The organism is Rhodanobacter sp. ANJX3 (assembly GCF_014200755.1).
Lineage (GTDB): Bacteria > Pseudomonadota > Gammaproteobacteria > Xanthomonadales > Rhodanobacteraceae > Rhodanobacter.
The window spans coordinates 305,329-317,561 of record NZ_JACHCM010000005.1 but is presented as its reverse complement, the minus strand read 5'-3'; the positions used below and the strand labels follow the sequence as shown (position 1 = coordinate 317,561).

Here is a 12,233-nt window from a genome sequence, read left to right as displayed (position 1 = left end):
GGCAAATAAAAAACGGCGCCGAAAGCGCCGTTTTTTATTCCATCAATCCAGTGCGGACATGGCTTAGAACGTATAGCGCAAGGTCACCATCGCCGACCAGCGGGACACCACGCGGCTGGGATCGTAGAAGCCGCCGTCGTAGTAGTTCAGCTGCTGCGGCTGGTAGTTGCCGTTCTTGTCGACGGGCAGCGTATACACGTACTGACCGGCGGCATTCACGCCGCCGTAGCTGGCGAGAGTGCGGGTGGGATAGGTGCCGGTGTACTTCACCAGGCCCCAGTTCTTGTCGATCAGGTTGAGGAAGTTATAGACGTCCAAACGGATCTCGCCCTTGTTGCCCGGGAACAGGCCCGGCACTTCCTGCGAGAAGCTCATGTCCAGCTGGCTGACCCACGGCGAATGCGCGCCGTTGCGGTTGGCGATCTGGCCGCGGTGATCCTTCAGGTACTTGTCGCTGGCGAGAAAATCCTGAAACTGCTGGATCGTCTGCGCCTTGGTGCCGGCCGCGTAAGCCACCTTGGGATCGTTGAGGTTCGGAATATAGACCGGGTCCCATCCGGCAATGCTGTCGCCGTTGGCATCGTTGGCGAAAATCCAGGTGTATGGATTGCCGGTGCGGCCGCTGTAGAACATCGAGACCTGGGTCCGGTAGTTGTCGAAGAAGTTGTGCTGCCAGGTCAGCGACGCCTTCAGGCTCTTGGCCACGTTGTAGTTGGAGGTGGCGCTTTCATTGTCGTTGGGATTCAGGCGCGCCACGCGCTGGTAGCCGCTGTAGGCAATCGTGTCGGTACCCGGGTCGGCGTCGGTGGCGTGATTGAAGGTGACTGCCAGGTTGCCGAACACGCTGTCGGAAAACGGCTTGCTCAACGCCAGCGTAAGGCTGTCGGACTTGCCCTTGTGCGTGTTGGTCAGCAGGGTCGACGCGGTGCTGAAGGCGCGGTTCTGGTTGGCCAGCGCATCGGCCGTGGTCGGCGCCTCGCCTGGCGTTTTCCAGAACTGCTGGCGCCCGTCCGGCAGCACGCCGGTGGGCGCGCCGAAGTTGATGGCCTGGTACAGGATGCCGTCGCGCACTTTGATGTGCTCGTACTCGGCCGAGGCGACCAGCCCCCACCACGGCAGCTCGCGATCCAGCGCCAGGCTCATCTTCCACACGGTCGGCAGGCTGAAGTTCTTCGCCACGGTATCGATCGAACCGGCGCCGCCGCCGGCCGGAATGTTCTGGCCGAACGGGTTCGGGCTGAACGGCGCGAGAGCGGGATTGAACGTGGTGTACGACCGCAGGGTGACGCCGTTGTTCTGGTACGGGTTGGTCAGCCACACCGTGGGCGGCTGCGTCTGAAACAGACCGGCGCCGCCGCGCAGCTGGGTTTTGTAATCGCTCTCGAAGGTGTAGTTGAACGACAGGCGCGGCTCGACCACGCGATTGCTGGAACCGACCGTGTAGTCGTTCGGATAGCCGAACGCCTTTTCAAACGAGGCGTTGTAATCGGGCCGGCCGCTGGAGTTGGGAATATCCACGCGCACGCCGTACTGCAGCGAAAGCTGCGGTGTGACCTGCCAGGTGTCCTGCAGAAACGGCGTGTACTGGCTGTAGGTCCACTTGCCGGCGATATCGTCCAGTGCATAGCCGGGCGCCGGGTGGTAGAGCACGTACTTGTTGTAGTTGCCGGCCTGGAAATTGTCGATGCCCCAGAAGTTGTACACGCCGAATTCGGACTGGCCAAACAGATTGTTGATCTTGGTGCGCGACGCGTCGACGCCGGCTTTGATGGCATGGTCGCCGACGTAATACGTGCCGGCCAGGAAGAACGAGAGCTTCTTGGTATCGATGTGGTTGTAGTGACGAAACTGCTCCTCGCCCAGGTTCACCGATGGGCCTTTGCCGTCGGCCTGCAGGTTGACGTTGACCGACGGCTGCTGGAACGGCGCGGTCGTGTCCTGCACGAACTTCTGGTAGCCGATTTTCGCTTCGGTGGAGAAGCTGTCGGTCCAGTCGTCGAATACGTGGGCCACGTAGTTTTCGGTGCTGATCGCCTTGGTATAGGTGTAGCTGGTCAGGCCCACGCTGTTGGCGCTGTTGCCGCCCACCGCGGGCAGCTGCTCGTCGGTTTTCTGGTAGGTGAAACTGGCGCGGTGGTTGTTGCTGATGTTCCAGTCGATCTTGCCCAGATAACGCTTGTCGTCATACGCCAGACCGGTGCTGCCGCCGAAGGTGCCAGGCGTCAGGCCGAGCTGCTTGGCCACGCCGATGATTTTCTGCAGGTCTCCGGGCGAAACCTTGTTGCTGGTCGACGCGCCGTTGCCGAGCGATTCGTCCAGCCCGTTGGCGGAGTCGGCGCCGATGCCGGTGGTTTTTTCATGCTCGGCCGAGACGAAAAAGAACAGCTTGTCCTTGACGATCGGACCGCCGAGGGTGAAGCCGTAGGTCGAGTCCTTGTCGTAGCCGTTGTAGCCGTAGTTGGCGTTGTTCTTCGGCAGCCAGCCGGCGTTGCCGACCAGTTTGTTGGCGTTGCGGTAGGCGTCGTAGATCGAGCCGTGAAACTGGTTGGTGCCGCTCTTGGTGACCGCGTTGATATCGGCACCGACGGTGTCGGAGATCACGTCGAAATTCGCGGTGGAGATGTTGTACTCGGCGATCGTCTCCGGCGAGATCGGCGACTTCTGATAGGGCAGGCCGTTGGCGTTGAGGCCGAACGGATCGCCCTGGGTCACGCCGTCCACGGCGATGTTGTTGTAGCGGTTGTTCTGGCCGGCGGCGGATATCGAGCCGGTGCCCTGGTCGGTCACGGTCACACGCGGGTCGAGTCGCGCCACGTCGTCGATCGATCGGTTGCCCTGCGGCGTGGCCTGCAGCTGGCGCTGCGAGATCGTGGTCGACAGGCCCTTGTTCTCCGAGGAGAAGGTCTGCGCCAGCGTCGACGCGCTCACCGTCACGGCCGACAGGTTGCTGGCCGCCTCGGCGCCCGAGCTCATGCCCAGGTTGATCGACGACGGTTGGCCGAGCTGCAGATAGACGTCGTTTTTTTCCACCGTGGCCATGCCGCCCTTGCTGGCCTTGATCTCGAACGGGCCGCCCACGCGTAACCCCTGCGCGGTGTAGCGGCCTTCGGCGTCGGTGGTCACCTGCTTGGTCGTGCCCGAGGGCTGATGCACGATGTCGACCGTGGCGCCGGCCACCGGCTGCCCCTTGGCGTCGAGCACGCGTCCGCTGACGCCGGACGTGGTGATGTTCTGAGCGGCCACGGGCGCCGCCGCGAGCAGCGTGGCGATGGCGAATGAAAGCAGGTTCCTGCGAATGGCGGGTGTCATCGTCAATCCTTCTGAATACGCGGGCGAGATGGGAAACGCCGCTCGCACAGACGCCCGTCCCGAGGAATACTCGGGAGAACTGACCTTGGATGACTTTCCCTTTGTTGACCGAAACCCCGGCCTGATTCAGGCAAGAAGCAGGTCGCCGCAGAATATTACGTGCTTTGGATGACAGTTTCACGAAAAAACCGCCACTTCCTGCGAGGTGGCGGTTTTTCTTTCGATCTATGAATCGTGCGGACTGCCGTTCGACACCACGTCGTGCCGCCCGCAGCGTGGGGCATCAGAACGCCATATCGAACGCCACTTCGCCCTGCACGCCGACCTGATAGGCCGAGACGCGGCGCTCGAAGAAGTTGGTCACTTCCTGCACGTCCTGCAGGTCCATGAAGTCGAACGGGTTCTTGGCGCCGTATTTCTTCGGCATGTCGAGCTGGGCGAAGCGCTGATCGGCACAGTATTCGAGGTACTGGCGCATGTCTTTCGCCGACAGGCCGACCACGCCGCCGGAAAGCACGTCATCGGCGAACTGCGTTTCGCAGGCGATGGCGTCTTCCATCATCTCCTCGACCTGGGCACGCATCGCGTCGTCGAACAGCTCCGGCTCCTCGTCGCGCACCGTTCGCACCACGTCGAACGCAAACGCCATGTGGCCGCTCTCGTCGCGGAACACCCAGTTGGTGCCAGCCGCCAGCCCGTGCAGCAGGCCGCGCGAGCGCAGGTAATACACGTAGGCGAAGGCGGCATAGAAGAACAGGCCTTCGATGCAGGCGGCAAAGCAGATCATGTTGAGCAGAAACTGGCGCCGATGCTCGCGCGTTTCCAGCCGCTGCAGATGCTGGATCGAGTCAATCCACTTGAAGCAGAATTCGCCCTTCTGGCGGATCGACGGGATCGTCTCGATCGCCGCGAACGCCGCGTTGCGTTCGGCCGGATCGGGGATATAGGTGTCGAGCAGGGTGAGGTAGAACTGCACGTGCAGCGACTCCTCATACAGCTGGCGCGACAGATACATGCGCGCCTCGGGCGCATTGATGTGCTGGTAGAGATTGAGCACCAGATTGTTCGACACGATGGTGTCGCCGGTGGCGAAAAAAGCCACCAGCCGCTGGATCAGGTGACGGTCGGCCGGCGACATCTTCGTGCGCAGGTCGGAGGTGTCCATGGAGAAATCCACTTCCTCCACCGTCCAGGTGTTCTTGATCGCGTTGCGATACATCTCGTAAAACGCGGGGTAGCGCATCGGCCGCAGCGTCAGTTCAAAACCGGGGTCGAGAATCTGCGCGTTGCGGAGGGGCTGGGCTGACATGGATGGCTTCCTCTGAATAACGATGGTTGACGCGGCGTCGCGACGATCCGGCGTGGTGACGCCGGATCGCGCTCGCGCTTACTGGCAGGCTTCGCAGTACTCGGGATTTTCCAGCGAGCAGAACACCGCGGCGTTGGCCTGCGCCTGATCGTCGATGACCGGCTCGGGCGCGCTGGTCCGGCTGGCGGTGACCGTGGTCTTGGTGATCTTGGTCGCCGGTCGCGAGCGCAGGTAGTAGGTGGTCTTGATGCCGGCCTTCCAGGCGTACATGTACATCGAGCTGAGCTGGCCGATGTTGGGGTTTTCCATGAACAGGTTGAGCGACTGGCTCTGGTCGATGAAGGCGCCGCGCGCAGCGGCCAGTTCGATCAGCGCCTTCTGCGGCAGCTCCCATACGGTGCGATAGATCGCACGCAGGCGTTCGGGGATCGCGGCGATGTTCTGGATCGAACCTTCGGCCAGCTTGATCGCGTCGCGTACTTCCGGCGTCCACAATCCCAGCGCCTTCAGCTCGTCGGCCAGGTAACGGTTCACCTGCAGGAAATCGCCCGACAGCGTCTCGCGCTTGAACAGGTTGCTGACCTGCGGCTCGATGCACTCGTAGCAGCCGGCGATCGAGGCGATCGTCGCGGTCGGCGCAATCGCGATCAGCAGCGAGTTGCGCAGCCCGTGCTGCTTGATGCGCTCGCGCAGCGCGTCCCAGCGCGCGCTGTCGTGGGTCTGCGCCTGCGGCCAGTAGTCGAACTGCAGCTCGCCGCTGGCGGCGCGGCTCTCGGCAAAGCCGGGGTGCGCGCCGACCTGCGCTGCCACCTCGTTCGACATCGACAGCGCGTGGAAATAGATCTCCTCGGCGATGCGCGTGGACAGTGCCAGCGCCTCGGGGGAATCGAACGGCAGGCGCAGCTTGAAGAACACGTCCTGCAGACCCATCACACCGAGCCCGACCGGACGCCACTTGATGTTGGCGGTGCGCGCGGTGTCGATCGGATAGAAGTTCAGATCGATCACGCGATCGAGCTGGCGCACGGCCGTGCGCACGGTGGAGGCGAGCTGTTCGAAATCGAAGGTAGGGCTACCGTCGGCCGCGTGCACCACGTGCCGCGCCAGGTTCACCGAGCCCAGATTGCACACAGCCGTCTCGGTCGCCGAGCTGACTTCCAGAATTTCGGTGCACAGGTTGGACAGGTGGATCACGTTGTCCGCTTTGGCCGTCTGATTGCTGGTGGCGTTGCAGCGGTCCTTGAAGGTCATCCAGCCGTTGCCGGTCTGCGCCAGGGTGCGCATCATGCGCGCGTAAAGCTCACGCGCCTTGACCGTTTTGACGGCCAGACCTTCGGCTTCGGCCTTCGCGTAGTGCTGTTCGAATACCGCCCCCCAACTGTCGACCAGATGCGACACGACCTTGGGATCGAACAGCGACCAATCGCCGTCTGACTCGACCCGGCGCATGAATTCGTCGGGAATCCAGTTGGCGATGTTGAGATTGTGCGCGCGGCGCGCATCGTCGCCGGTGTTGTCGCGCAGCTCGAGGAAATCCTCGATGTCGGCGTGCCACGATTCCAGGTACACGCAAGCCGCGCCCTTGCGCTTGCCGCCCTGATTCACCGCGGCGACCGAAGCATCAAGGGTTTTCAGCCACGGCAGCAGGCCGTTGGAATGGCCGTTGGTGCCCTTGATCAGCGACCCGCGCGAACGCACGCGGGTGTAGGCCAGGCCGATGCCGCCGGCGAACTTGCTGAGCTTGGCCACGTCGGCATATTTGTCGTAGATCGACTCCAGCGAATCGACCGGCGAGTCGAGCAGGTAGCACGAGCTGAGCTGCTCGTGGTTGGTGCCGGCGTTGAACAGCGTGGGCGAGCTGGCGATATATTCCAGCGAGGAGAGCAGGCGATAAAGCTCGAGCGTCTCGCCGATCTCGTTGCCGCCCAGCGCGCAGGCGATGCGCATGAAGAAATGCTGCGGTGTCTCGATCACCAAGCGCTTCTGTGGATGGCGCAGCAGGTAGCGGTCGTACACCGTGCGCAGGCCGAAATACTCGAAGCGGCGCGTGGCCAGCGGATTGATCGCATCGTTGAGCTTGCGTGCGTTCAGCGCCACAAAGTCGCGCAATCGCTCATTGAGGATGCCCAGTTCCGCACCGCGTACGATCGACTGCGAAAAGCTCTGGATCTCCTGGCCGCTCACTTCCTTGTCGATATACGCACCCAGCAGCCGCGCGGCGAGCTGGCCATATTCGGGCTCCTCGGCGGTCAGCGCGGCGGCGGTGCGGATCGACAGCTGGTCGAGTTCCTGCGTGGTGGCGCCGTCGTACAGGCCGCCGATGGTCTTCAGCGCCACACGCAGCGGATCGACGCCGTGCAGGCCTTCGGCGCTGCGGGTCACCGCGCGCACGATCTTGTTGACGTCGACGATCTCCTGGCCGCCGTTGCGCTTGGTCACGCGCATCTGGCCCGGGTTGTGCGGCGGCGTCAGCGCGAACGTTTCGTCCGAGCCTGCGGCGCCGACGCCGACGCCGGCAGTCGGCGCCGTGCTGGCATGTTCGACCACGGTCGACTCGATGACCGGCGTCTCGCCGACGGGAACGTTAAAAGCATCGACGCGAGCGACGGTGCGCTCGCTGACAGCGTTTTCGAGGGGTTGCATGGCGGTGACTCCGGGCATGAAAAAATCAAACACCCGCTCCCGCGCGCAGGGCCTGCAGCAACACATTCCTTGGGCGGTCGCGGAACGAACGCCACGCGGCGTTCTCCCATCGACGCACCTCCCCACGGAAGCCGTCACTACGCACCGGGGCATGTTCGCCCCGATGTGTCGGCAGGTCTTCGGACTTGCGGACATGGATCTTGCGATCCGCCTACTTGCCCCCGCTTCCCAGCCGTGGACGACCAGTGCATGTGGAGGCGTTCGTTTCCGCTTTACCGCTGCGGGGCAGTTCCGGATTTACACCGGATTCCCTTTTAAGCCCGACCGACCCATTGTCTGGACGAGCACCGACGGACACAACATATCGGGTGAGCCGGGCGTGGTCAACCCAACAAGTTGTGGATGGTTCTGGGGATAAGTGGCGTGCGGCCAGCGCGCGGGCGGCTTGCCGACCGGCAAAATTTATTTCCGAGCCGAGCATGGCCACCGGCGCATTTGGGCCGACCCGAGTCAGCCATGCGGACGGGAAGCTAGAGCGCGTCGTGATCCATTTCGCCGGTGCGGATGCGGATGACCCGTTCCAGCGAGGTGACGAAGATCTTGCCGTCGCCGACCTTGCCGGTGCTGGCGGAATGCTGGATCGCTTCGAGCACGCGTTCGAGCTGATCGTCGGTGATCGCCAGCTCCATCTTGATCTTGGGCAGAAAATCGACCACGTACTCGGCGCCGCGATAAAGCTCGGTATGGCCTTTCTGCCGGCCAAAGCCTTTGACTTCCGACACCGTCACGCCCTGTACGCCGACCTCGGCCAGCGCTTCGCGCACGTCGTCCAGCTTGAACGGCTTGATGATCGCCACAACCAGTTTCATGGTATTTCCCCGTCAAGATGCGTTGGCCAAAAGCATTCGGCCCTGAAACGCGGCAGGCGGGCTGGATGCGACGGACCATTTTGCCTGCCGGGGCGTCGCTTGTCGCCTGAATAACGATGCCTGTAGGACAATCCCTACAACTTCTGGTGGAGCATCCCGATGGCAGACCCGATTTCCGTTCACCTACTATTTACTCCGACGAGCTTGAGGCGCTATCCATGATGGATAAGCAGGTTATCGACAAGATTGCCGCGCGACTTGTGTCGTTGGTACCGCCAGGATTGGCTGAGGCGCAACAGGATTTGCGGGCTAACTTCCAGGATGTTTTGGCGCAGGGATTGCGCCGCCTCGATCTAGTCACCCGCGAGGAGTTCGACGTCCAGAGCCAGGTGCTTGCCCGCACCCGTGCGAAGGTCGACGAGCTGGAACGACACGTGGCCGAACTCGAGGCCGCCATCGCCGCCCGCGGAACCTAGCTGCACCAGTCTCCCGGGAGCCGCCCCCGATCCGTCACCCTCACCCCGAGAACGATCGGGGGCGGTTAGTTTTCGCTGAATCTGGAGTCGCTCGATCATGTCAGCCGGGAGCGACCCATCACGGCGCCGGCGATTCCTCGTCGCATGAGCTTTGACACATGAGTCTTGCCGTCACCCTCAGTCGCGCCCAGGAGGGTATCGCTGCCCCGCAGGTGATGGTCGAGGTGCATCTGTCCGGCGGTCTGCCCGCCACGAATATTGTCGGCTTGCCCGAAGCGGCGGTGCGCGAGGCGCGCGACCGGGTGCGTGTGGCGATCCAGAACACCGCGTTCGAATACCCCAATCGCCGGGTGACGGTGAATCTCGCGCCGGCCGAACTGCCCAAGGACGGCGGCCGTTTCGATCTGGCCATTGCACTCGGCATTCTGGCGGCCAGCGGGCAGGTGCCGCGCGAAAAGCTGGACGACTGCGAATTTCTCGGCGAGCTGGCGCTGACTGGCGCCCTTCGGAGCGTCTCAGGTGTCCTGCCGGCCTTGCTGCGGGCGCGCGCCCGCGGTCGCAGCGTGGTGGTGCCGCTGGAAAACGCGGCCGAAGCGGCGCTGGTGCCGGACGTCGATGTGCGCGTTGCCGCCACGCTGGCCGAAGTCTGCGGCTGGCTGCGCGGTGCGCAGGAGCTTTCGGCGCCGATCGGCACGCCGAGCAACGGCGGTGCATATGACGGGCCCGATCTGCTCGACGTACGCGGCCAGCAGCAGGCGCGCCGCGCGCTGGAGATCACCGCGGCCGGCGGCCATCATCTGCTGCTAGTCGGTCCGCCCGGCACGGGCAAGACCATGCTGGCCGAACGCCTGCCGGGCATCCTGCCACCGCTGTCCGAATCCGAGGCGCTGGAAACCTGCGCCGTGCTCTCGGTGGCGGGGCAGCAGACCGATCTGCTGCAGTGGCGCCGCCGACCTTTTCGGGCGCCGCACCACACGGCGTCGGCGGTGGCACTGGTCGGTGGCGGCTCGTATCCGCGGCCGGGTGAAATTTCGTTGGCCCACAACGGCGTGCTGTTTCTGGACGAGCTGCCGGAATTCAGCCGGCACGTGCTGGAGGTGCTGCGCGAGCCGATGGAGTCCGGGCATATCGTGATCTCGCGCGCGGCCCGGCAGTCGACCTTTCCCGCCCAGTTCCAGCTGGTGGCGGCGATGAACCCGTGCCCATGCGGCTACATGGGCGACCCGCGCCAGCGCTGCCACTGCACGCCGGATCAGATCCTGCGCTACCGCTCGCGTATTTCCGGTCCGCTGCTCGATCGTATCGATATCTGCGTGGAGGTGCCGCAGGTGCCGCTGGCCGATCTCGGTGGGCCGCGCAGCAGACAGGATGAAGACTCCGCCGCGGTGCGCGAGCGTGTCTTCAAGGCGCGCCGCCAGTCGCTGATGCGCGCCGGCCGGCCGAACGCCGAAATCAGCACGCTGGAGCTGGAGCGCGATTGCGCGCTCGGGCCGGCCGAACGCCGCTGGTTCGAAACCGCGCTGGAGCGGCTGGGCCTGTCGGCCCGCGCGTATCACCGCGTGCTGCGCGTGGCGCGCACGATCGCCGATCTCGACGGTGGCGTGCCCCTGCTGGAGCGCGAGCATCTCGCCGAAGCGCTGCAATATCGGCGGTTTTAGCTTCATCGAACGCCCGCGTCGTCGTCGCATTCACTGGACGCATCCACCAGTGCATGCTCCGATAGGCGCTCGCGTTCACCCAAGGACAATGAATGACTATCGAGCTCGGCCTGGTGCTTGCCGGGATGCTGATGATCGGCTTTCTGGCGCAGTGGCTCGCGTGGCGGGTGAAGCTGCCGGCGATCCTGTTTCTGCTGCTGGCCGGCATCCTGCTGGGGCCGGTCACCGGCCTGGTCAATCCGGACAAGTTGCTCGGCAGCCTGCTGTTTCCCATCGTGTCGTTGGCTGTGGCGCTGATCTTGTTCGAGGGCAGCCTGAGCCTGCGCTTTCACGAGCTGCCGGGAATCGGTCGTGCAGTGCGCGGCCTGGTCAGCTACGGCGCAGTCGTCTGCCTGCTGTTGCTCGCCCTGGCCGCGCACATCGTGGCCGGGCTGAGCTGGTCGATCGCGCTGCTGTTCGGCGCGCTGGCCTGTGTGACCGGGCCAACCGTGATCGCGCCGATGCTGCGCACGGTGCGGCCGAATGCGCGTATCGGCAACACGCTGCGCTGGGAGGGCATCGTGATCGACCCGCTGGGCGCGCTGTTCGCCGTGCTGATCTACGAGGCGATCGTGTCGCGTCAGCAGGGCCATACCATCGGCATTTTTCTGGCGACCATCGGCTGCGGCATCGTGATCGGCGCGCTGGCCGCCTTCGTCATGGCGTTTCTGCTGCGCAGGCAGGCGATTCCCGAATACTTGCAGAACTTTGCCGTGCTGGCGGCCGTGCTGCTGGCTTTCAGCGTGTCCAATACGCTCACGCACGAATCCGGCCTGCTCGCGGTGACGATCATGGGCATTGCGCTGGGCAACGCGCGCGGTGTGCATATCGAGGACATACTCGATTTCAAGGAAAACCTCACCACCGTGCTGGTCTCGGTGCTGTTTATTCTGTTGGCCGCGCGACTGCACTGGCCGCTGCCGCCCGGCATGCTCGGCGCGGGCATCGCTCTGTTCGTGATCGCGCAGCTGGTGGTGCGGCCGATCACTGTCATCGTGTCGAGCATGGGCAGCGGACTGAGCTGGCGCGAGCGTGCACTGATCGGCTGGATCGCGCCGCGCGGCATCGTGGCGGCCTCGGTATCGGCACTGTTCGCACTGCGACTCAATGCGCTGGGGGTGGCCGGCGGCGACGCCCTGGTGCCGCTGGTGTTCACGCTCATCATCGGCACCGTGGTGCTGCAGAGTGCGACCGCGCGACCGCTGGCGCTGTGGCTGAAAGTCGCCGAGCCCGAGCCGCGCGGCGTGCTGATTTTCGGCTCCGACAACGTCGCGCGCACCATCGGTACGGCGATTGCCGAAGCGGGCTTTCGCGTGGTGTTGGCCGACGACGACTGGAACCAGATTCGCCAGGCGCGCATGGATGGCCTCAACACGTTCTACGGCAATCCGGCGTCGACGCACGCCGAACGCAATCTCGATCTCACCGGCATCGGTCGGCTGCTGGCCATGTCGACCCACCGCGAGCGCAATTCGCTGGCCTGCGTGCACTACCGGCAGGAGTTCGGACGTCAGAAAATCTATCGTCTGCGCAACCTCAGCCCGCAGGAAAATACCGATCGCGCCGCCTTGCCCGGCAGCCTGCTGGCACCGCCGCTGTTCGACGAGCAGATGACGCACGGACGCTTCGCCGAGATGCTCGAACAGGGCTGGCGGGTCAAGTCGACCAAGCTCAGCGCGACCTTCGACTGGCCGCATTTCATCGAGCAATACGGCTCGCATACCGTGCTGATGTTCGGCGTCGAGGAAAAGGGTTCGCTGCAGGTCGCCTCGACCAAGCGCGAGCTGGAGCCGAAGGCCGGGTGGACGGTGATCGCGCTGGTGCCTCCTGCCGCGGAGCCGGTGAGCGACAAACTCGTCGCGGCCTGAGTGTGTCCGTAAGCCGGTAATGGAAAACGCCTCCACTGCGTGAGCAGTGGAGGCGTTTTGTT

The 12,233-nt window shown here is 64.1% G+C and carries 7 protein-coding genes and 1 riboswitch; of the genes, 3 read left to right on the top strand and 4 right to left on the bottom strand.

Annotated elements, in window-relative coordinates:
- Positions 1 to 63: 63 nt before the first annotated feature.
- From HDE76_RS15420 to glnK, 4 genes are all read right to left on the bottom strand, one after another.
- Entirely contained in the window at positions 64 to 3,309 is a 3,246-nt protein-coding gene (locus HDE76_RS15420) for a carboxypeptidase regulatory-like domain-containing protein (RefSeq protein WP_184508874.1), read from the bottom strand.
- Between the two features lie 283 nt (positions 3,310 to 3,592).
- On the bottom strand, positions 3,593 to 4,618 hold the full coding sequence (locus HDE76_RS15415; RefSeq protein WP_184508872.1) for a ribonucleotide-diphosphate reductase subunit beta: 1,026 nt from the start codon (positions 4,616 to 4,618) through the stop codon (positions 3,593 to 3,595).
- 78 nt (positions 4,619 to 4,696) lie between these two features.
- Positions 4,697 to 7,261, bottom strand: a complete 2,565-nt coding sequence (locus tag HDE76_RS15410) for a ribonucleoside-diphosphate reductase subunit alpha (protein WP_255481626.1) — start codon at positions 7,259 to 7,261, stop codon at positions 4,697 to 4,699.
- Positions 7,262 to 7,413: 152 nt separating this feature from the next.
- Positions 7,414 to 7,628, bottom strand: a riboswitch (cobalamin riboswitch).
- Between the two features lie 163 nt (positions 7,629 to 7,791).
- Positions 7,792 to 8,130 carry a P-II family nitrogen regulator gene (gene glnK, locus HDE76_RS15405; RefSeq protein WP_179478304.1) on the bottom strand — a complete coding sequence of 113 codons (339 nt, stop codon included), beginning with the start codon at positions 8,128 to 8,130 and terminating at the stop codon, positions 7,792 to 7,794.
- 218 nt (positions 8,131 to 8,348) lie between these two features.
- On the opposite strand from glnK, the gene HDE76_RS15400 reads away from it, so the two are divergent.
- From HDE76_RS15400 to HDE76_RS15390, 3 genes are all read left to right on the top strand, one after another.
- Positions 8,349 to 8,606: an accessory factor UbiK family protein gene (locus tag HDE76_RS15400; RefSeq protein WP_179478295.1), complete on the top strand. Its 258-nt coding sequence runs from the start codon at positions 8,349 to 8,351 to the stop codon at positions 8,604 to 8,606.
- 158 nt (positions 8,607 to 8,764) lie between these two features.
- Positions 8,765 to 10,264 (top strand): YifB family Mg chelatase-like AAA ATPase, encoded by a 1,500-nt coding sequence (locus tag HDE76_RS15395; protein ID WP_184508869.1) that lies wholly within the window; start codon positions 8,765 to 8,767, stop codon positions 10,262 to 10,264.
- A gap of 92 nt (positions 10,265 to 10,356) precedes the next feature.
- Positions 10,357 to 12,171: a sodium:proton antiporter gene (locus HDE76_RS15390; protein ID WP_179478291.1), complete on the top strand. Its 1,815-nt coding sequence runs from the start codon at positions 10,357 to 10,359 to the stop codon at positions 12,169 to 12,171.
- Positions 12,172 to 12,233 lie beyond the last annotated feature (62 nt).

Excerpts from the sequence above, each read along its gene's own strand:
- HDE76_RS15420 (WP_184508874.1), bottom strand. The coding sequence starts at position 3,309 with ATGACACCCGCCATTCGCAGGAACCTGCTTTCATTCGCCATCGCCACG.
- HDE76_RS15415 (WP_184508872.1), bottom strand. The coding sequence starts at position 4,618 with ATGTCAGCCCAGCCCCTCCGCAACGCGCAGATTCTCGACCCCGGTTTT.
- HDE76_RS15410 (WP_255481626.1), bottom strand. The coding sequence starts at position 7,261 with ATGCAACCCCTCGAAAACGCTGTCAGCGAGCGCACCGTCGCTCGCGTC.
- glnK (WP_179478304.1), bottom strand. The coding sequence starts at position 8,130 with ATGAAACTGGTTGTGGCGATCATCAAGCCGTTCAAGCTGGACGACGTG.
- HDE76_RS15400 (WP_179478295.1), top strand. The coding sequence starts at position 8,349 with ATGATGGATAAGCAGGTTATCGACAAGATTGCCGCGCGACTTGTGTCG.
- HDE76_RS15395 (WP_184508869.1), top strand. The coding sequence starts at position 8,765 with ATGAGTCTTGCCGTCACCCTCAGTCGCGCCCAGGAGGGTATCGCTGCC.
- HDE76_RS15390 (WP_179478291.1), top strand. The coding sequence starts at position 10,357 with ATGACTATCGAGCTCGGCCTGGTGCTTGCCGGGATGCTGATGATCGGC.